Raw genomic sequence first — 20,159 nt, forward strand, 5'->3', positions numbered from 1 at the left:
CGGAAGTTCAGCCGGATCCGCCCCGCCCGGCTCGAGGAGCTGCTCGGCGAGCGCGGTCCCGCCGTCCACGCACCCGAGCCGGAAGCCTCCTCCTCGACGCCGTCCCTGTCCGGTGATGACGCAGCCGGCGGTGACCCGCCGGTCGCACCGCCCGTGAGCTGACACCTGTCTCCGGCCGCCGTCTGCTGCGGTTTGGTCCCAAACCGCATGTTTGCGGCCAGATCTCCTGCGGTTTGGGACCAAACCGCGGGGCGCTGACGCCTGCGGGCGGTTGTCCACAGGCGCAACGTGCCGCCGTTTCGGTCGGTGGCGCGAGGCGCAGGGTCAGAGTCATGGACGACAAGGACGCACCGATCCGCGGCGAGGTCAGGCTGGCGGGACACCGACGGGTCAGCCACGGGCTGTTCCTGGTGCTCCGCGACGACCTCAGTGAGGACGAGGAGTTTCATCGCGAGCTGCGCGCCTATCTCCTCGTGCTGCCCCATTCCGCCGTCTTCACGCATCTCACCGGCGCCCGGCTCATGGGCTGGCGGCTCCCACAGCTCCCGGAGCAGGTCCCGGTCTTCGCCGCGGTCGACCAGCGTGACGAGCGGCCGCGACGGCACGGGTTGATCTGTTCGCGACTGCTGACTGACAGGGCACCGACCGGCAAGCGACACGGCCTGCCCGTCGACGCTCCTGAGGAGATCCTGCTCCGCGCCGCACGGGACCTCGGCGTCCTCGACCTGGTGATCATGATCGACTCGGCGCTCGAGAAGGGCGATCTCGATCGAGGGCGGATGGAAGCGCTGCTGGCCAGTCGACGACCGGGGGTGCGGGTGCTGCGGGCGGCGTACAACCTGTCGACGCACCGCTGCGAGTCGGCCGGCGAGTCGGTGCTGCGTCTCTTCCACGAGGCGATCGAAGTCCCGGTGCAGCCCCAGGTCGAGTTGTTCGACGACCGGGGCACGTCGATCGGTCGCGCCGACCTGGTGGTCCAGGGCACGACGTTCGTGCACGAGTACGACGGGGCCTACCACCGGGACCAGGACCAGCACCGGAAGGACCTGCGACGGGAGCGGGCGCTGACCGGGACGCCGTACGTCCGACGCGGGTTCGTCCTCGACGACCTGCTCAACCATCCGGCAGTGGTCATGCACGAGATCGACCGAGCGCTGGGACGGCCACACCTGCCGCGGCGGTTGGCGGCGTGGCGTCGGCGCGTCGACAACTCGCTGTACTCCGAGCGGGGACGCCAGCGGGTGATGAACCGGTGGCGACGGACCAACGGAGTCGTCGATTGGGCGAAGACCTCATGATCCTGCACCGATTTCTTGCGGTTTGGTCCCAAACCGCAGCGCCCGAGGCACGAGGCGACCGGCGGTTCGCGACCGGTTTCACCGAGGTCCGCCTAGGCTGAGCCTGTGGACCGGCGGAACTTCGGCATCGAGAACGAGTACGGCGTGACGTGCACGTTCAAGGGCCAGCGCCGCCTGAGCCCCGACGAGGTCGCGCGCTACCTGTTCCGCAAGGTCGTCAGCTGGGGCCGCAGCAGCAACGTGTTCCTGCGCAACGGCGCCCGGCTCTACCTCGACGTCGGCAGCCACCCGGAGTACGCCACGCCGGAGTGCGACGACGTCATCGAGCTGGTCACCCACGACAAGGCGGGGGAGCGGGTCCTGGAGGGGCTGCTCCTGGACGCCGAGCAACGGCTGCACGACGAGGGCATCGCCGGCGAGATCTATCTCTTCAAGAACAACACCGACTCCGCCGGCAACTCCTACGGCTGTCACGAGAACTACCTCGTCGGGCGAGCCGGGGAGTTCTCCCGCCTGGCCGACGTGCTGATCCCGTTCCTGGTGACCCGCCAGATCATCGTCGGCGCCGGCAAGATCACCCAGACCCCGCGCGGCGCGAGCTACAGCGTCAGCCAGCGCGCGGAGCACATCTGGGAGGGCGTGAGCAGCGCGACCACGCGCAGCCGCCCGATCATCAACACCCGCGACGAGCCGCACGCCGACGCCGAGCGCTTCCGCCGCCTGCACGTGATCGTCGGCGACTCCAACATGAGCGAGACCACCACCATGCTCAAGGTGGCCTCCTGCGACCTCGTGCTGCGGATGATCGAGGAGGGCGTGGTGATGCGCGACCTCACCATGGAGAACCCGATCCGCGCCATCCGTGAGATCAGCCACGACCCGACGGGCCAGCGCAAGGTGCGCCTGGCCAACGGCCGCGAGGCCAGCGCGCTGGAGATCCAGTCCGAGTACCTCGGCAAGGCGCGCGACTTCGTCGACCGGCGCCAGATCTCCACCCCCACGATCGAGCGGGCGCTCGACCTGTGGGAGCGCGGGCTCAAGGCCGTCGAGTCCGACGACCTCGGCCTCGTCGACCGCGAGATCGACTGGGTGATCAAGTGGAAGCTGATCGAGCGCTACCGCGCCAAGCACGGGCTCTCGCTCGGTGACGCCCGCATCGCGCAGCTCGACCTCGCCTACCACGACATCCATCGCGGCCGTGGTCTCTACTACCTCCTCGAGAAGCGCGGTGCCGTCGCCCGCGTCACCACCGACCTCAAGATCTTCGAGGCCAAGAGCGTGCCGCCCCAGAACACCCGCGCCCGGCTGCGCGGCGAGTTCATCCGCAAGGCCCAGGAGCGCCGGCGCGACTTCACCGTGGACTGGGTGCACCTCAAGCTCAACGACCAGGCGCAGCGCACCGTGCTCTGCAAGGACCCGTTCAAGGCGTACGACGAGCGGGTGCAGCGCCTCATCGACGGCATGTGACGTCTCGCCGACCCCGCCGGACATGCACAGGTCAGGTGTCGCGGCGCCACGAGTGGGTGTCGCTGGATAGGGTGACCCGGCAACTCCGTCGATCGTTTAGGTGAACCTGTGTCCCGTGTACGTTCCGCCGCCCTCAGCGGTGTCCTCGCCCTCAGCCTCCTCGGACTCGCCGCGTGCGGTTCCGGTGACAGCGACCCCGAGTCGGGTGGCAAGTCCCTGAGCTCGGTCACGATCGAGGGCAAGCAGGGCGAGGAGCCCAAGGTCACCTTCGACGGGCGACTCGACGGGTCGAAGGCCGAGACCGAGGTCATCATCGAGGGCGACGGGGAGACCGTCGCCGACGGCGACACCGCCTCCGCCAACTTCTGGATCGGCAACGGCTTCACCGAGGAGGAGGCGACCAGCACCTTCACCAAGGACGGCACACCCCAGTCGGTCGAGCTCACCGCGGAGGTGCTCAAGCCCCTGCGCGACGCGATCATCGGGCACAAGGTCGGCGACCGGGTCGCGGTGCTCACGTCCGCGGAGGACGCCTACGGCGACGCGGGCAACCCGCAGATCGGGATCGGCAACAAGGACGCCGTGCTGTTCGTGGTCGACATCCTCGGCCGGGCCGACACGATCCCGACCCTCGACGGCCCGCAGGGCGAGGAGAAGAAGCCCGCCGGCTGGGCGCCCACCCTCATCGAGACCGACGGCGTGATCACGGGCCTCGACTTCACCGACGCGCACACTCCGAGCGGCAAGCTCATCGGCACCACGCTGATCAAGGGCGACGGCGCCGTCGTCAAGAAGGGTCAGACCATCACGGTCGACTACCTCGGGCAGGTCTACGACGCGGAGAAGCCCTTCGACGAGTCCTACACCAAGGACCCGGCCGAGTTCCCGATCGGCGTCGGCCAGGTCATCACCGGCTGGGACGAGCGTCTGGTCGGCCGCACCGTCGGCTCCCGCGTCATCCTGGAGATCCCGCCGGCCCAGGGCTACGGCAAGAAGGGCAACCCGGACGCCGGGATCAAGGGCACCGACACGCTCTTCTTCGTCGTCGACATCCTCGGCGCCTCCTGAGCTGGCACCACACCGACACCGCACGACGAGCAGGCAGGGGGAGACCGCAGATGGCACAGCCTCGCGCAGAGCGGCTGATGAACCTGCACATCCTCCTGCTGGGCGCCAAGCGCTTCATCGGCAAGGACGCCATCCGCGAGGCCTGCTACGCCGAGCACCCGCGCGGCGCCGCGGGGGACGAGGCGTTCGAGCGTGCCTTCGAGCGTGACAAGGACGCCCTGCGCCAGATCGGTGCGGTGATCGAGGTGGGCAGCGCCGACGCGTTCTTCGACGACGAGATCGGCTACCGCATCCCCACCGAGCAGACCTCGTTGCCCGAGATCCGCTTCGAGTCCGACGAGGCCGCCGTGCTCGGCCTCGCAGCACAGGTCTGGCAGCAGGCGACGCTGGCCAAGGCGACCACGCGGGCGCTCGCCAAGCTCAAGGGCCAGGGCGTGGAGATCGACCCCTCGCGCCTCGAGGTGGTCGCACCGGCCATCACAGCCGACGAGCCGGCCTTCGAACACCTCTGGGACGCCATCGGCAAGCGCCGCCAGGTGAGCTTCCCCTACCAGCGCCCGAGCGAGACCGAGCCCACCACCCGCCGCGTGCAGCCGTGGGGCCTGGCCCGCTCCTCGGGTCGCTGGTACGTCGTGGGCCACGACGTCGACCGGGGCGCCGAGCGCGTGTTCCGCCTGTCCCGGATCGTGGGTCCCGTGCGTGCCAGCGGCAAGTCCGGGGCGTACGACGTGCCTCCCGGCACCGACGTACGCGAGCTCGCCCGCCGCCTCTCGCCGTCCTTTCCGTCCGTCACCGCCGATGTCCGGGTGCGGCAGGGGACCGGCGTCGGCCTGCGCCGTCGCGCCGAGTCCGTGACGCCGCTCGACGAGCCCGCAGGCTGGGACAGCGTCGTGGTCCACGGGCCGGTCCACGAGCTGGCCGATGAGGTGCTGACCTACGGCGCCGACGTCGTCGTCCGGTCGCCGGAGGCGCTGCGCGACGAGGTCGTCTCCCGCCTGCGGGCCGTCGCGCAGGCGCAGCCATGACCACCCAGCAGGGCGACACCGCGCCCGACCAGGTCGCCCGGCTCCTGGCACTGGTGCCCTATCTCCTCGCCCGCGGAGAGGTCCGCCTCGACGACGCGGCCGCCCACTTCGGCACCGACGCCGACCAGATCGAGCGTGACCTCCGGCTGCTCTTCATGACGGGCCTCTCGCCCGGCCTGCCCGGCGACCTCATCGAGGTGGACCTGGAGGCCCTCGAGGGCGACCGGATCATCCGGGTCGACAACGCCGACTACCTCGCCCGGCCGGTGCGGTTCTCCCCGGCCGAGGCGACGTCGCTGGTGGTGGCGCTGCGCACGATGGTGGAGGCGGCTCCCGACGAGGCGCGCGACGTGATCGAGCGGACGCTCGCCAAGCTCGAGGAGGCGGCCGGCCAGGACGGCGAGGGGCTGCTGCGACTGCACGTGACGCCCACGCCGCTCGAGAGCAGCACGGTGGTGCCGGTGCTCGAGTCCGCCCTCGCGCACGGGCACCAGGTCGAGATCAGCTACCACGTCCCCTCCCGCGACCAGGAGTCGCGCCGGGTCGTCGACCCGCGCGGGCTGGCGCGCATCGAGGACCTCCTCTACCTCGACGCGTGGTGCCACACCGCGCAGGGCGACCGCGCCTTCCGGGTCGACCGGATCCTCGCCGCCACCGAGCTCGACACGCCCGTCGCCGACCCGGGTGCGCGCGCCCGCGACCTGACCGGCGGCTGGTTCACCGACGCCGAGACCACCACCGTCACGCTCCGCCTCGCCCCGCCCGCCCGGTGGGTGATCGAGTACTACCAGGTCACCGCCCAGCGCCCGGGACCCGACGACACGATCGAGGTGGACCTCGAGGTGGCGAGCGAGCAGTGGGCCCAGTCCCTGCTCTTCCGGCTGGCGCCGCACGCCACGCTGCTCGCCCCCGCCCACTACGCCGCATCTTTCACAGCGGCCGCACGGTCAACCCTCAGCCTCTATCAGGCCGACGGCGTAGACTTCGGCTGAACGCAGCACGATCCCCGCCACGCAATCCCACACTTATCGGAGTGAGCTCATGGTCAACCCACTGGTCGGTATGCCGCAGGGTCTGGAGTGGCTGGTGATCCTGGCGATCGTCGTGCTGGTGTTCGGTGCCGCGAAGCTGCCCGACCTGGCCCGCAGCTCGGGCCAGGCGCTGCGGATCTTCAAGACGGAGACCAAGGGCCTGCGCGACGACAAGTCGTCCGAGCCCACGGTCACGCCCGAGCAGCGCGAGATCGAGGCCCGCAACGAGGCCGCTACCCACGAGGTCTCCAGCCACGAGACCATGGGTGACGTGGTCCGCGAGCGGCGCGACGACACCACCGCCTGACCGGCGTGAGGATCGCCGGTCTCGTCGGGCTCTTCAAGGGTCCGGCGCAGGACGCCGTCGGCCCGGACGGGCGGATGGCGCTCGCCGACCACTTCCGTGAGTTCCGCGCCCGGCTGCTGCGCAGCCTGGTGGTCTTCGTCGTCGTCCTGGTCGTCGCCCTGGTGTTCCGGCACGCGCTGCTCGACCTGGTCGTCGGTCCCTACGAGGACGCCCAGGCCCAGCTCCCCGAGGGCACCACCAACGCCACCACGCGAGGCGCCGGAGGGGGACTTCTGCTGTGGCTCACGCTGTGCGGGTTCGCCGCGGCGATCGTGACCGCTCCCTACTGGCTCTACCAGATCTGGGCGTTCGTGCTCCCCGGGCTGTACGCGCAGGAGCGGAAGATGACCAGGATCTTCGTCGGGGTCGCGGGGCCGCTCTTCATCGGCGGCGTGGTGCTCGGCTACCTCACGCTGACGGTCGCGCTGGAGGTGCTCATCGGGTTCAACCCCGACGGCGTCACCAACCTCATCGACTTCAACGACTACCTCCAGTTCTTCACCCGGACGCTCTTCGTCTTCGGGTTGGCCTTCAACATCCCGGTCTTCGTGGTGCTGCTCAACTTCGCCGGGGTGGTCAAGGGGGCGGCGCTCAAGGCCTACCGCCCGTGGATCATCATCGGCACGTTCATCTTCGCCGCCGTGGCGACGCCGTCGGCCGACCCCTTCACGATGACCCTGATGGCGGTGCCGATGGTGCTGCTGTTCTTCATCTCCGAGGCGATCGCCCGGGTCAACGACCGTCGCCGGGCACGCAACACGCCCAACGCCGGACTGTCCCCCGACGAGCTCTCCTCGATCTGAGCCCCGGACCCGGGCTCTGGCAGGCTGGCCCCCATGCAGGCCGCGATCACCGACATCGATCCGTTCGACCTGCCCGAGTGGCTCGGCACGCTCGACGTGGTGTGGCGCTCCGATGCTGGCCTGCGCACGGGTCCCCTGGTCCGGGGGCGGCTGACGGGCGACGGGGCCGACGACCTCGGGTGTGACCTGCTGGCCGTGGACGAGGCCTATCCCGAGCCCGTGGTCGACGACGCGACCCGGCTGCGTGTGCACCAGGCATGGCGCCACGGGCAGGTCGTCATCGGCTCGCTCGACGACCGGGTCGTCCTCGCGGTGCCCGGGAGCGGCTTCGACCCCGACCTGGTCCTCGACGCGCTGGGGCGCCTGGCCCGCGCGGTGGGAGCACGCGCGGACCGTTACGCGGCCCTGCTGCGCCTGACCGGCTAGAGGCGGGGGATAGGGTCGCGCTCATGCACGACCCGGCGGCGCCCGACCACCCTGTGCGTGGGCGCGAGATTGCGCTGCTGACCAATCCCACGTCCGGGAGGGGCAAGGGCGCCCGGCACCGGGACGCCGCTCTCGCCCGCCTGCGCGAGAGCGGGTTCGTGGTCCGCAACCTGCAGGGCCGCGACGCCGACGAGGCCTCCGACCTGGCCCGCGGCTGCGTCGCCGACGGGGTCGAGGCGCTGGTGCTGTGCGGCGGCGACGGGCTGGTGCACCTCGGCGTGCAGGCGGTCGCCGGCACCGGCGTACCCCTCGGCCTGATCCCCGCCGGCACCGGCAACGACGTCGCCCGCTACCTCGACCTGCCGCGCGCCGACCCGGTCGCGGCCGCGGACCGGATCATCGCCTCGCGCCGGCGCACGATCGACCTGGCCCGCAGCGGCGACCGCTACTTCGTCACCGTGCTGGCGGCGGGCTTCGACGCCATCGTCAACGAGCGCGCCAACGCCATGACCTGGCCCCGGGGCCAGATGCGCTACAACCTCGCGACGCTCGCGGAGCTGCGCACGTTCCGCCCGATCCCCTACGTCCTCCGGCTCGACGACGAGACCGTCGAGCACGACGCCATGCTCGTGGCCGTCGGCAACGGGCCGTCGTTCGGCGGAGGCCTCCGGATCACCGAGGGAGCGGTCCTCGACGACGGCCTGCTCGACGTCGTGGTGATCACCCGGATGAGCAAGACCAAGCTGGTGCGCTCCTACCCCCGGCTCTTCACCGGCCGGATCGACGGCGTCGCGGAGTACGTCCACCGGCGGGTGCGCTCGGTGACGGTCGCCGCCCCCGGCATCGTGTCGTACGCCGACGGCGAGCGCTTCGGCCCGCTGCCCCTCACGATCGAGTGCGCCGCGGGCGCGCTGGAGGTCATCGCATGAGCACCCCACGACGGTCTTCTCCTCCGCTCCGCTCCTCCGAACAGCGCCGCAGGGACCCCGCATGAGCACCCCACCCACCGACCCGCACGACGACGAGCAGGCCAGCCCCGCGGAGCGCTACGCGGCCTTCCAGCGGGGCAAGGACTTCCCGATGCTCAAGGACTTCGCCGGGCTCTACGGCTTCGAGCTCGACGACTTCCAGGTGCGTGCGTGCCAGGAGATCGAGAGTGGCCGCGGCGTGCTCGTGGCCGCGCCCACCGGCTCGGGCAAGACGATCGTGGGCGAGTTCGCCATCCACCTCGCCCTGCAGACCGGTCGCAAGGCGTTCTACACGACCCCGATCAAGGCACTGTCCAACCAGAAGTACCACGACCTGGTGAAGCGCTACGGCGCCGACAACGTCGGGCTGCTCACCGGTGACAACGTCATCAACGGGGAGGCGCCGGTGGTCGTGATGACCACCGAGGTCCTCCGCAACATGCTCTACGCCAGCTCGCGCACCCTGCTGGGCCTCGGCTACGTCGTGATGGACGAGGTGCACTACCTCGCCGACCGGATGCGTGGCGCGGTCTGGGAGGAAGTGATCATCCACCTGCCCGAGTCGGTCACCCTGGTGTCGTTGTCGGCGACGGTGTCCAACGCCGAGGAGTTCGGCGAGTGGCTGGCCACGGTGCGCGGCGAGACCACCACGATCCTGGAGGAGAAGCGGCCGGTGCCGCTCTTCCAGCACGTCATGGTCGGACGTCGCCTGCTCGACCTCTTCGCCTCCTCCGACGTCGACGCGAGCGCCGGCTTCGTCAAGGAGGGCGCCCCGGTCAACGAGGAGCTCACCCGCATCGCCCGCGACGACTGGGCCAGCTCGCGCCTGATGCGCGACCGACGATCACCACGCAAGGGCAAGCCGGGCTCGTCGAAGAACCCGCGCGCAGTGGGCAACGGCCGTCGCGTCTGGATCCCGAGCCGGGTCGACGTGGTCGAGCGACTCGACCGTGAGGGTCTGCTGCCGGCCATCGTCTTCATCTTCAGCCGCGCCGGCTGCGACGCCGCGGTCACGCAGCTCGTCTCGGCCAACACGCGTCTGACGACGGCGGCCGAGCGCGACGAGATCTTCCACCGCGTGGAGCACGCGTCGAAGTCGCTGCCGGAGGAGGACCTCCACGTCCTCGGCTACCACGAGTTCCTCGACGGCCTCACCCGCGGCATCGCGGCCCACCACGCGGGCCTGCTGCCCGCCTTCAAGCAGGTCGTGGAGGAGCTCTTCCAGGAGGGCCTGGTGAAGGTCGTCTTCGCGACCGAGACCCTCGCGCTCGGCATCAACATGCCGGCGCGCACCGTGGTCATCGAGAAGCTCTCCAAGTGGAACGGCGAGAGCCACGCCAACCTCACGCCGGGGGAGTACACCCAGCTCACCGGTCGAGCCGGGCGCCGCGGCCTCGACATCGAGGGTCACGGCGTCGTGCTCTACCAGCCCGGCATGAACCCCGGGGAGGTCGCCGGCCTGGCCTCCACGCGCACCTACCCGCTCCGCTCGTCCTTCCGGCCGTCCTACAACATGGCCGTCAACCTCGTGCACCAGTTCGGCCGCGCCCGCTCGCGCGAGCTGCTGGAGCAGTCCTTCGCGCAGTACCAGGCCGACAAGGCCGTCGTCGGGCTCGCCCGGCAGGTCCACAAGGCCGAGGAGGCCCTCGAGGGCTACCGGGAGGCCGCCACCTGCCACGTCGGCGACTTCATGGAGTACGCCGCCCTGCGCCGCCGGATCTCCGACCTCGAGAAGGGCGCGTCCCGCGAGCGGCGGCAGGATCGGCGCGCCGAGGCGATCGCATCGCTGGGCAGGCTGCGCCCCGGTGACGTGATCCACGTGCCGGCCGGCAAGTTCAGCGGCCTCGCGGTGGTCATCGACCCGGGTGCCGGCGGTGACGAGCCCCGACCGTACGTCGTCACCGCCGACCGCCAGGCGCGACGACTGGCCCCGATGGACTTCCCGGTCCCGGTGGAGTCGATCGGCCGGCTCCGGATCCCCAAGTCCTTCAACGGTCGCAACCCCGCGATGCGCCGCGACCTCGCGACGGCGCTGCGGGCCAAGGCCCACGCCTTCGACGGCCCCGGCCCGCGGCGTACGAAGCAGCAGGACTCCTTCGGTGACACGGCGGTCGACCGCGAGATCGGGCGGCTGCGCGCCGAGCTGAAGTCGCACCCGTGCCACCAGTGCCCCGAGCGCGAGGACCACGCTCGCTGGGCAGAGCGCTACTTCAAGCTGGAACGCGACACCGAGACGCTCAAGCGGCGCGTCGACAACCGCACCAACACCGTGGCCCGCACGTTCGACCGCGTGTGCGACGTGCTGACGGCGCTGGGCTACCTCGACGGCGACAAGGTGACCGAGCGGGGATCGCACCTGCGGCGGATCTACACCGACATGGACCTCGTCGCCGCGGAGGCGATCCGGGCCGGGCTGCTCGACGAGCTGACCCCCTCGGAGCTCGCCGCCGTCCTCTCGGCGCTGGTCTTCGAGGCGCGGCGGGCCGACGACGCGTCCTCGCCGAAGATCCCCGGCGGGCAGGTCCGGCCGGCGCTGGCCGAGGTCGTCCGGCTGTGGGGCCAGCTCGACGCCCTCGAGCGAGACCACAAGCTCGACTTCCTGCGCGAGCCCGACGTCGGCTTCGCGTGGGCCGCCTGGCGCTGGGCCGAGGGAGACGACCTCGACGACGTCCTGATGGTCACCGGGCTCTCGGCGGGCGACTTCGTGCGCTGGATGAAGCAGCTGCTCGACCTGTGCGGCCAGGTCGCCGACGCGGCGGGGGACAGCCCCCTGCGCACCACCGCCCGGGCCACCGCCAAGTCCCTGAAGCGCGGCGTGATCGCCTACAGCGTGCTCGCCGAATAGCTCTGTGGCAGGCTCCCTGACGTGACGACCTCCTCCGACGGCCGGCTGCTGCTGCTCGACACCGCGTCCCTCTACTTCCGCGCGTTCTTCGGCGTGCCGGACTCGATGAAGGCCCCGGACGGCACCCCGGTCAACGCGGTGCGCGGGCTGATGGACTTCATCAGCCGGCTGGTGGGGGAGTACGACCCGACCCACCTCGCCTGCTGCTGGGACGACGACTGGCGCCCCCAGTGGCGCGTCGACCTGATCCCGTCCTACAAGGCGCATCGCGTCGTCCAGGCGCGCCCGGGCTCCTCGCCCGACGTCGAGGAGGTGCCCGACCCGCTCGAGGCGCAGATCCCGATCATCATCTCGGTGCTCGAGGCCTACGGGATCCCGATCGTCGGGCATGCCGAGATGGAGGCCGACGACGTCATCGGCACCCTGGCCACCGACGCCGGGATGCCGGTCGACATCGTCACCGGGGACCGCGACCTGTTCCAGCTCGTCGACGACGAGGCGGCTGTCCGGGTGCTCTACGTCGCCCGCGGGGTCAGCCGGCACGAGCGCGTCGACAACGCCTGGGTGCGCGCCAAGTACGGTGTCGACGCCCACCAGTACGCCGACCTCGCCACGCTGCGCGGGGACGCCTCCGACGGCCTGCCGGGAGTCGCCGGAGTGGGGGACAAGACCGCCGCCACGCTGCTGAACCGCTTCGGGACGATCGACGCGATCGTCGCGGCCGCGGGCGACCCCGAATCGGACATGGGGCCCGGTCCGCGCGGGAGGATCAAGGCGGCGCTGGACTACCTCGACGTCGCGCCGGAGGTGGTCGCCGTACGGCGCGACCTCGACCTCGGGTCACCGGACCTGACGCGGCCACGGACGCCGGCCGACCACGACGCGGTTGTGGCGCTGGACCAGCGGTGGGGCCTCGGCTCGTCCGCCGTCCGTCTGGTGGAGGCACTGTCCGGCTCGGACTAGGGTGAGCCGCGTGAGCTCCCACGAGGTCGAGGCCAAGGACCGCCAGATCCTGTCCCTGCTGGCCAGCGACGGCCGGATGTCGTTCACCGACCTCGGCAAGGCGACCGACCTGTCGACCTCGGCGGTGCACCAGCGCGTCAAGCGGCTCGAGCAGCGCGGCCTGATCACGGGCTACGGCGCCACGGTCGACCACGACCAGCTCGGTCGGCCGCTGACCGCCTTCATCTCCATCACCCCCATCGACCCTTCGCAGCCCGACGACTACCCCGAGCGGCTCGCGGGGATCAACGAGATCGAGTCCTGCTGGTCGGTCGCGGGCGACGAGTCCTACATCCTCAAGATCCGCGTCCCGACGCCTCGCGACCTCGAGGACCTGCTCGCCCGGATCCGCGGCGCGGCCAGCGTGTCGACCCGGACCACGATCGTGCTCTCCACGCCGTACGAGAACCGCCCGATCGCCTGAGGCTCGGCTGGGGAGGTCGCCAACTCACGAGTTGGCGCGCCAACTGGTGAGTTGGCGAGAGGGACAGGGGAGCGACGGACCTCAGTAGGCCTGGAGGGCGGCCGTACGCCGCGACGCCTCGGCCATCTCGGCGGCCTTGAGCGCGGACTCGTCGAGGCGACCGTGCTGCTCCCACCACCGCTGGCCGGACTCGGGCAGCGTGTGGATCGGGTCGTAGTACTCGTAGTGGCGCGACAGGGCGTCGGCGTCGGCGGACTCGATGGAGGTGCGGTAGTTCTTGGTCCAGTAGGAGATGCCGCGCTCGGTGTCGTAGTCGGCGAGCTGGTGCACCCAGCGCTTGCCGACGAACGGCACGTCGCACACGATGCGCGGCGTCGCGAAGCCCGGCAGGTAGCCCATGATGTGGTGCTGCAGGCGCTGCGCGTCGGCGACCGAGACCCGCCAGTGCTCCGAGAACGGGATCATGTCGCACATGTAGAAGTAGTAGGGCATGATCTGCGCGCCGTCGAGCAGACGGAAGCAGAGGTCGAGCAGCGCGTGCGGGTCGGCGTTGACGCCGTTGAGCAGCACGCCCTGGTTGCGTACGTCGCGCAGGCCGGCGTCGAGCATCGCCCGGGTCGCCTCGGCGACGATCGGCGTCACGGAGTTCGCGTGGTTGGTGTGGGTGTGCATCGCCAGCGAGACGCCGCGCGAGCGGGCGATCGCGGCCACGCGGCCGACGCCCTCGACGACGTCGGGCTGCAGCCAGTGCTGCGGCAGGCCGATGAGCGCCTTCGTCGCGAGCCGGATGTCGCGGATGTTGTCGATCTCCATGACCTCGGTGAGGAACGCCTCGAGCCGCGGCCAGGGCAAGTTGGCCACGTCGCCGCCGGACACGACGACGTCGCGCACCGAGGGCGTGCGGCGCAGGTAGTCGAGCATGTCGCCGATGCGGTCGTTGGGCTTGCCGCCGAACTTCAGCTTCTCGATGACCGGCGTCGAGTTGCCGACGAGGTCCATGCGGGTGCAGTGACCGCAGTACTGCGGGCAGGTCGGCAGCAGCTCGGCGAGCACCTTGGTCGGGTAGCGGTGGGTCAGGCCCTCGGTCGCCCACATGTCGTGCTCGTGGAGGGAGTCGCGGGCCGCGTGCGGGTGTGACGACCAGTCGGTGCGCCGGTCGGAGAAGACCGGGATCATGTAGTGGCGGATCGGGTCGGCGTAGAACGCGTCGGTCAGCGACCCCGCCCCGTGCGGCTCGGTGTTCGGCGCCATCGTGTTCATCATCTGCGGCGGCACGAGCATCGACATCGTGGCCCGCTCGGCCTGGTCGCGCTCGAGGTCGGCGTAGAAGCGCTCGTCGAGGAGGTCGCCCATGAGCTCGCGCAGCTGCTTGACGTTCTTGATGCAGTGGGCGCGCTGCCACTGGACGGAGGCCCAGTCGGCGGCCGTGACATCCCTCCACCCGGGGAAGCGCGTCCAGTCGGGCTCGACGAGCTCGACCCGCTGGTAGGGGTAGGGCTGGCCGGTGGCGAGTGCCAGCTCAAGAGGGCTGACGGTCTCGATGCTCATGGTTCTCCTCGGGTGATCTGCGCCGGTGAGGCAGGCGTGCGGCGCGCCGGTTGTGTGGGCCGCGACACATCTGGAAGAGTACGCGGAGGTCCTGCGGCCAGTCCAATGCCACGCCGCAAGATTTGCTGCCTGTGTGGCGCTAGACGAGAAGGATCATCTGTTGTGACCACTCCCACGGACCGACGCACCGGCGATCCGACCGGCCTGCACCGGGTCCTCGACGAGCGCGTGGTGCTGCCGCAGGCCGCCGAGCGCCTCGACGCCCGCGCCGAGCTGTGGCCCGACGAGGTCCGGGTGCGCGTGGAGCGGCTCAACCTCGACGCTGCATCGTTCCGCCAGCTCGAGGGCAAGCACGACGGCCACGGTGGTGCCGTGCGCGCCGAGGTCCTCGACATCGTCGCCTCGCGCGGGAAGATGCAGAACCCCGAGACCGGATCCGGCGGCATGCTCGTCGGCACCGTCGAGGAGGTCGGCCCCGAGTCGCCCCTCGGCCTCGCCGTGGGGGACCGGATCGCCACCCTCGTGAGCCTCACCCTCACCCCGCTCGTCATCGAGGACGGCCTGGCCGGCTGGGACGGCCGCAGCGAGCAGGTCCCCACCGACGGGTACGCCATCCTCTTCGGGCGCTCGATCGCCGCGGTCCTGCCCGACGACCTCGATCCCGCGCTGTCGCTGAGCGTGATGGACGTGTGCGGGGCCCCGGCCCTCACCAAGCGGGTCGTGGCGGGCTACGAGCAGGCGGTCGTCGCCGTCATCGGGGCAGGTGGCAAGTCCGGCTCGCTGAGCCTGGCCGCCGCCCGCGACGCCGGCTGCCGGCGCACGATCGGCGTCGTCCCCACCGAGGCCGAGGCCGCCCTGCTGCGCGACTCCGGCCTCGCCGACGCCGTGGTCGTCGCCGATGCCCGCGACCCGATCGCGCTGCGCGACGCGGTCACCGCGGCGGGCGGCCCGGCCGACGTCACGGTCGTGTGCGTCGACGTCCCCGGCTGCGAGGGCGGCGCGATCCTGGCCACCGCCGAGGGCGGCACGGTCATCTTCTTCTCCATGGCCACCAGCTTCAGCGCCGCCGCACTCGGCGCCGAGGGCCTGGCCGCCGACGTGCAGATGCTTGTCGGCAACGGCTACGTCCCCGGCCACGCGGCGTACGCCATGGAGCTGCTCCGCGCCGACGCCGGTGTCCGCGGACTCTTCGAGCGGAGGCTCTGATGGCGCGCAGGAAGACCAGCCAGCTCGGCATCGTCAGTGCCGACGTACGCCGGGCCCGCACGCTCGCCCGGCAGGTCGGCAAGCCGATCGTCGACCTGGCCACCCGCCACACCACCGTCTCGGTCGAGCGAGCGACGCTGCGACTGGCCGGCCTCGGTGGCGCCGACCCCGACGGCACGCCGTGGGTCAACCGGCTCACCGACGCCGTACGCGCGGACGTCGGGCTCGAGCACGGCGTCAGCCTGCCGGTGTGGGACGCGTTGCTCCGCGGCGAGGGGGACGACCTGCTGGCCCTGGCCCAGAAGGCGGCCGCCGGCTCCGTGACGTTCCGGATCCCCGAGGGCAAGGACGCCACGCGCGCCACCTCGGCCTCCCGCAAGGCCGTGGGTGCCGGCATCAAGCAGATCGACCGCCAGCGCACCGCCCGCGAGAAGATGATCGCCAAGGTCGGCGACGCGCCGAGCAAGCCGTGGATCTACCTCATCGTCGCCACCGGCGACATCCACGAGGACATCCCGCAGGCGCAGGCGGCGGCCCGCGAGGGAGCCGACGTCATCGCGGTCATCCGGTCGACCGGGCAGTCGCTGCTCGACTTCGTGCCGGAGGGCGCGACCCGCGAGGGCTTCGCCGGCACCTACGCCACGCAGGAGAACTTCCGCCTGATGCGCGCCGCGCTCGACGAGACGTCGCGCGAGCTCGGGCGCTACGTCCGGCTCACCAACTACGCCTCCGGCCTCTGCATGCCGGAGATCGCCGCGCTGGCCGGTCTCGAGCGGCTCGACATGATGCTCAACGACTCGATGTACGGCATCCTCTTCCGCGACATCAACCCCATCCGCACCTTCGTGGACCAGCGCTTCAGCCGCCAGGTTCACGCGCGCGCCGGCATCATCATCAACACCGGCGAGGACAACTACCTCACCACCGCCGACGCCATCGAGGCCGCGCACACGGTCACCACCAGCCAGCTGCTCAACGAGTACTTCGCCAAGGAGGCCGGCCTCGAGGACTGGCAGCTCGGCCTGGGCCACGCCTTCGAGATCGACCCCGAGGTGCCAGACTCGTTCCGCCTCGAGCTCGCCCACGCGATGCTGGCCCGCGAGCTGTTCCCCGATGCGCCCCTGAAGTGGATGCCGCCGACGCGCCACATGACGGGCGACATCTTCAAGGGCTACCTCCTCGACGGCTTCTTCAACCTCGTGGGTGCGCTCACCGGCCAGGGGATCCTCCTCGTCGGGATGATGACCGAGGCCGTCGTGACGCCGTGGATCTCCGACCGCGACCTGGCGCTGCAGAACGTCCGCTACGTCATGAACGCCGCCGGCAAGCTGCACGAGGACTTCCACCCGGCCCCCGACGGCTTCATCGCCCACCGCGCGCGTGAGGTGCTGGGGGAGGCCATCGCCCTGCTGCAGGACATCAAGGACGACCGTGACGCCGCCGGCGGCCCGCCGTTGCTGGCCGCCATCGCCGACGGCACGTTCGGCCTGATGAAGCGCCCCGCCGACAAGGGCCGCGGCCTCGACGGCGTCGCCCGCAAGGCCGCGGGCTACTACAACCCCGCGACCGAGATCCTGGAGGCGACGTGAATCTCGTCCGACCGTACGGCGACACCACCGGCGACGGCATGGTGCAGCTGTCCTTCACCCTCCCGATCGAGCACTCCAAGGTGGCCGAGGGCGCCGCAGTGCAGCTGGCCAACAAGATGGGCATGGACCCCGCGCTCGTCGTCCACGCCAAGCCGATGGGGGAGGGCTTCACCTTCTTCGTCGTCTACGGCCGGGTCAACCACCTCGTCGACCCGAGCACCGTCGAGGTCGTCGAGCGCGACTACCCCCTGCTGACGCCCAAGGAGGCCAACGCGGCGATCAAGCGCTCGCTGCGCCGCCGCCTGGTCGTGGTCGGCGGGTGCATCGGCACCGACGCCCACACCGTCGGCATCGACGCGATCCTCAACATCAAGGGCTTCGCGGGGGAGAAGGGCCTGGAGTACTACCGCGAGCTCAAGGTCGTGAACCTCGGCGCCCAGGTCTCCGTCCCGCAGCTCGTCGAGGCCGCCCGCGAGGAGAAGGCCGACGCGGTGCTGGTCTCGCAGGTCGTCACCCAGCGCGACGCCCACCTGCTCAACACCCGCGAGATGTCCGCGGCCTTCCGCGAGGCCTACCCGGCGGCGAAGCGCCCGCTGCTCGTCGTCGGCGGCCCCCGCTTCGACGAGACGATGGCCGACGAGCTCGGCGTCGACCGCGTGTTCACCCGTGGCACGACGCCGGGCGAGGTGGCCTCCTTCATCGTCCACCGACTGACCTCACCCCGTCCCGGCACGTCCCAGGAGAAGGCCTCATGAGCGAGTCCCGCGTCGGCACCGTCGTCACCCACCGCCGCTACGTCCCCTACTCCCACGCCCACTACGCCGGCAACCTGGTCGACGGCGCCTACAGCCTCGGCCTCTTCGGCGACGTGGCCACCGAGATGTGCATCCTCCTCGACGGCGACGAGGGCCTCTTCGCGTCCTACTCCGACGTCCAGTTCAAGGCCCCCGTGCGGGCCGGTGACGTCCTGGAGGCCACGGCCACCCTCGTCAAGGAGGGCACCCGCAGCCGCGTGATGGACTTCGCCGTGCACGTCGTGGCCCGGGGGACCGCGACGGCCGACGCGCCGGGTGCGGCGGAGCTGGTGGACCCGCCGATCCCGGCGACCACGGCGACCGGCACCGTCGTCGTACCACCCTTGTCCAAGGCCACGTCGGGCACCGCGACGCACTGATCCCCGGCGTGTCATCCGCGACACGCCGGAGCAAGCAAAATTGTGTCGCACGATTCCCGTGGCGCACACCCCGCTGACCTGCGATTTCACGCATCCGCGCAGGTCAAGAGCGTGTTGACACCCGACCTGTCGGGAGAGAGGGTCTGCGGGTCCGCCTGTGCAGCCCGCGGGTGGCGCGACCGGCAGTGAGGGGTCCGACGTGGGGTACGCGAAGCCAGCGATGCCCCTCGCCAGTCGTCTCGTCGAGCGTGCTCCGCGGTGGCTGGATGCGGGAGGGTCCCGGGGGCCGTAGACAACTTCGCGCGATCGTCAGCCAGGCGGTCGCGTGTTGGTCCGAAGCCCCCTCGTCCCTCCCGCACCGCTGCAGGCGCGCACGTGTCGGCTACGGTCTGAGCGTGCCGCTCCGCTGCCTCCTCGCCCTGGTCGGCGGACTCGCGCTGGCGGCGGCCTTCGAGCCGGTCGGGTTCGCCTGGCTGATGCCGCCGGCGATCGCCGCCCTCGTCTTCTCGGTGCGCGGCCTGCGTCCCGGGCGCGCCTGGATGCCGACGCTGCTCTACGGCATCACCTTCACCTATGCCGTGATGGTCTGGATGCGTGCCGTCGGCACCGATGCGTGGATCGCGATGTGCGCTCTGGAGGCGTCGTTCTTCGTGCCGCTGGGCCTCGGCCTGTCCTGGAGCATGCGGCACCGCGCGTGGCCGGTCTGGGCGGCGCTGTGGTGGGTCGGGGTCGAGACGTGGCGCAGCGGCTTCCCCTTCAGCGGCATGCCGTTCGGCCGCCTGGTCTACGCGACGGCCGACACGCCGTGGGCCGACGCCCTGCCGTGGATCGGCATGACCGGCGTGAGCTTCCTGGTCGCGCTCACCGGGACGACCCTCGCGTGGCTGCTGATCCACCTCCGGTCGAGGACGCGCACGGCGTACGCCGTCCTGGCCGGCCTCGCCGTCGTCACCGTGGCGCCCCTGCTGGTGCCGTTCCACGTCGACGAGAGCGGTACGACGACCGTGGCCGCCGTCCAGGGCGACGTCCCCGGCACGGGACTCGACGTGGTCGCCGTGCATCGCGACGTGACGGCCAACCACGTCCGGCTGACGCGGGAGCTGGCGGACGCGGTCGCGGCGGGCGACGAGCCGGAGCCGGACTTCGTGGTGTGGCCGGAGAACTCCACCGCCGTCGACCCCTTCACCGACCCCGGTGTGCATGCGGGGATCATCGCGGCGACCGACGCGATCGGCGTCCCCGTCGTCGTCGGCGGGATGTCCAACGACCCGCTCGACGACGGACACGTGCTCAACCAGGGCATCGTCTACCAGCCCGGGCTCGGCAGCGGCGACCGCTACACCAAGCGCCACCCCGTGCCCTACGGCGAGTACATCCCGTTCCGCGGCAGCCTCATCCCGGAGAGCTACGGCAAGCTGCGCATGGTGCCGCGCGACATGGTCCGCGGCACCAGCCTGGAGCCGCTGCGGGTCGGGGACGTGCTGGTCGCGGACGCCATCTGCTTCGACGTGGCCTACGACGAGGGCATCGGCGGCCAGGTCGCCCGAGGGGCGCAGCTGGTGACCGTTCAGACCAGCAACGCGATGTTCAGCCGGACCGGTCAGCTCGCGCAGCAGTTCGAGATCAGCAGGCTGCGCGCGCAGGAGACCGGACGCTGGGTGGTGGTGGCCGCCATCAACGGCATCTCGGGCGTCGTACGTCCCGACGGCCGGGTGGTCGCGTCGGTGCCGGCCCGTGGGCAGGAGGTGCTGGTGGAGACGGTGGGGCTGAGCGACACCCTCACTCCCGCCGTCCGGCTGGGGGTCTGGCCGTCGCGGCTAGTCCTCGTCTTCCTCGTTGGTCACACGGCGTTGGCGTTCGCCGCCTATCGTCGACGCCGACGGGGCAACCGCGCCGTCGCCGCCACCACTGGAACGAGGTAGCACCGCGTGGGAGTCGA

General features: G+C 71.1%; 18 protein-coding genes. 17 read left to right on the forward strand and 1 reads right to left on the reverse strand.

Annotation, left to right across the window (positions count from 1 at the left end; all coding sequences use genetic code 11):
- Window positions 1-332: 332 nt before the first annotated feature.
- The 12 genes from JWN97_RS04215 to JWN97_RS04270 all read left to right on the forward strand — a co-directional run bounded on the left by JWN97_RS04215 (window position 333) and on the right by JWN97_RS04270 (window position 12,703).
- The gene (locus tag JWN97_RS04215) at window positions 333-1,298 is read left to right on the forward strand and encodes a hypothetical protein (RefSeq protein ID WP_297618782.1); all 966 of its coding nucleotides are present in this window, start codon (window positions 333-335) and stop codon (window positions 1,296-1,298) included.
- 105 nt (window positions 1,299-1,403) lie between these two features.
- A complete protein-coding gene (pafA, locus tag JWN97_RS04220; RefSeq protein WP_297618784.1) occupies window positions 1,404-2,765 on the forward strand; it encodes a Pup--protein ligase in 1,362 nt (453 codons plus the stop codon).
- A gap of 108 nt (window positions 2,766-2,873) precedes the next feature.
- On the forward strand, window positions 2,874-3,833 hold the full coding sequence (locus JWN97_RS04225; RefSeq protein ID WP_297618787.1) for an FKBP-type peptidyl-prolyl cis-trans isomerase: 960 nt from the start codon (window positions 2,874-2,876) through the stop codon (window positions 3,831-3,833).
- A 50-nt stretch (window positions 3,834-3,883) separates the two neighbouring features.
- Window positions 3,884-4,858: a WYL domain-containing protein gene (locus tag JWN97_RS04230; RefSeq protein WP_297618790.1), complete on the forward strand. Its 975-nt coding sequence runs from the start codon at window positions 3,884-3,886 to the stop codon at window positions 4,856-4,858.
- Complete coding sequence (locus JWN97_RS04235) at window positions 4,855-5,850, forward strand: WYL domain-containing protein (protein ID WP_297618793.1); 996 nt, start codon at window positions 4,855-4,857, stop codon at window positions 5,848-5,850. Before JWN97_RS04230 ends, JWN97_RS04235 begins: the two co-directional genes overlap by 4 nt.
- 49 nt (window positions 5,851-5,899) lie before the next feature.
- The gene (tatA, locus tag JWN97_RS04240; RefSeq protein WP_297618797.1) at window positions 5,900-6,196 is read left to right on the forward strand and encodes a twin-arginine translocase TatA/TatE family subunit; all 297 of its coding nucleotides are present in this window, start codon (window positions 5,900-5,902) and stop codon (window positions 6,194-6,196) included.
- A 5-nt stretch (window positions 6,197-6,201) separates the two neighbouring features.
- Window positions 6,202-7,038 (forward strand): twin-arginine translocase subunit TatC, encoded by an 837-nt coding sequence (gene tatC, locus JWN97_RS04245; protein ID WP_297618800.1) that lies wholly within the window; start codon window positions 6,202-6,204, stop codon window positions 7,036-7,038.
- A gap of 33 nt (window positions 7,039-7,071) precedes the next feature.
- The gene (locus JWN97_RS04250; RefSeq protein ID WP_297618803.1) at window positions 7,072-7,464 is read left to right on the forward strand and encodes a hypothetical protein; all 393 of its coding nucleotides are present in this window, start codon (window positions 7,072-7,074) and stop codon (window positions 7,462-7,464) included.
- Between the two features lie 23 nt (window positions 7,465-7,487).
- Window positions 7,488-8,393, forward strand: coding sequence for a YegS/Rv2252/BmrU family lipid kinase (locus JWN97_RS04255; RefSeq protein ID WP_297618805.1), 906 nt, complete (start codon window positions 7,488-7,490; stop codon window positions 8,391-8,393).
- Between the two features lie 61 nt (window positions 8,394-8,454).
- Window positions 8,455-11,277 (forward strand): DEAD/DEAH box helicase, encoded by a 2,823-nt coding sequence (locus JWN97_RS04260; RefSeq protein WP_297618807.1) that lies wholly within the window; start codon window positions 8,455-8,457, stop codon window positions 11,275-11,277.
- Between the two features lie 21 nt (window positions 11,278-11,298).
- A complete protein-coding gene (locus JWN97_RS04265; RefSeq protein ID WP_297618809.1) occupies window positions 11,299-12,240 on the forward strand; it encodes a 5'-3' exonuclease in 942 nt (313 codons plus the stop codon).
- A 10-nt stretch (window positions 12,241-12,250) separates the two neighbouring features.
- Entirely contained in the window at window positions 12,251-12,703 is a 453-nt protein-coding gene (locus tag JWN97_RS04270) for an Lrp/AsnC family transcriptional regulator (protein WP_297618812.1), read from the forward strand.
- Window positions 12,704-12,784: 81 nt separating this feature from the next.
- Here JWN97_RS04270 and JWN97_RS04275 read toward each other — a convergent pair whose 3' ends face one another.
- Complete coding sequence (locus tag JWN97_RS04275; protein ID WP_297618815.1) at window positions 12,785-14,251, reverse strand: lysine 2,3-aminomutase; 1,467 nt, start codon at window positions 14,249-14,251, stop codon at window positions 12,785-12,787.
- A gap of 162 nt (window positions 14,252-14,413) precedes the next feature.
- Here JWN97_RS04275 and JWN97_RS04280 point away from each other — a divergent pair, with 162 nt between their 5' ends.
- The 5 genes from JWN97_RS04280 to lnt all read left to right on the forward strand — a co-directional run bounded on the left by JWN97_RS04280 (window position 14,414) and on the right by lnt (window position 20,142).
- The gene (locus tag JWN97_RS04280) at window positions 14,414-15,457 is read left to right on the forward strand and encodes an L-erythro-3,5-diaminohexanoate dehydrogenase (RefSeq protein WP_297618818.1); all 1,044 of its coding nucleotides are present in this window, start codon (window positions 14,414-14,416) and stop codon (window positions 15,455-15,457) included.
- A complete protein-coding gene (locus JWN97_RS04285; RefSeq protein ID WP_297618821.1) occupies window positions 15,457-17,046 on the forward strand; it encodes a lysine 5,6-aminomutase subunit alpha in 1,590 nt (529 codons plus the stop codon). Before JWN97_RS04280 ends, JWN97_RS04285 begins: the two co-directional genes overlap by 1 nt.
- Window positions 17,043-17,801, forward strand: coding sequence for an OAM dimerization domain-containing protein (locus JWN97_RS04290; protein ID WP_297618824.1), 759 nt, complete (start codon window positions 17,043-17,045; stop codon window positions 17,799-17,801). The genes JWN97_RS04285 and JWN97_RS04290 overlap by 4 nt, the downstream gene beginning before the upstream one ends.
- A complete protein-coding gene (locus tag JWN97_RS04295) occupies window positions 17,798-18,220 on the forward strand; it encodes a hotdog domain-containing protein (RefSeq protein ID WP_297618827.1) in 423 nt (140 codons plus the stop codon). Before JWN97_RS04290 ends, JWN97_RS04295 begins: the two co-directional genes overlap by 4 nt.
- A 395-nt stretch (window positions 18,221-18,615) precedes the next feature.
- The gene (gene lnt, locus JWN97_RS04300; protein WP_297618830.1) at window positions 18,616-20,142 is read left to right on the forward strand and encodes an apolipoprotein N-acyltransferase; all 1,527 of its coding nucleotides are present in this window, start codon (window positions 18,616-18,618) and stop codon (window positions 20,140-20,142) included.
- Window positions 20,143-20,159: the final 17 nt, after the last annotated feature.

It is taken from the genome of Nocardioides sp. (assembly GCF_025965415.1).
Lineage (GTDB): Bacteria > Actinomycetota > Actinomycetes > Propionibacteriales > Nocardioidaceae > Nocardioides.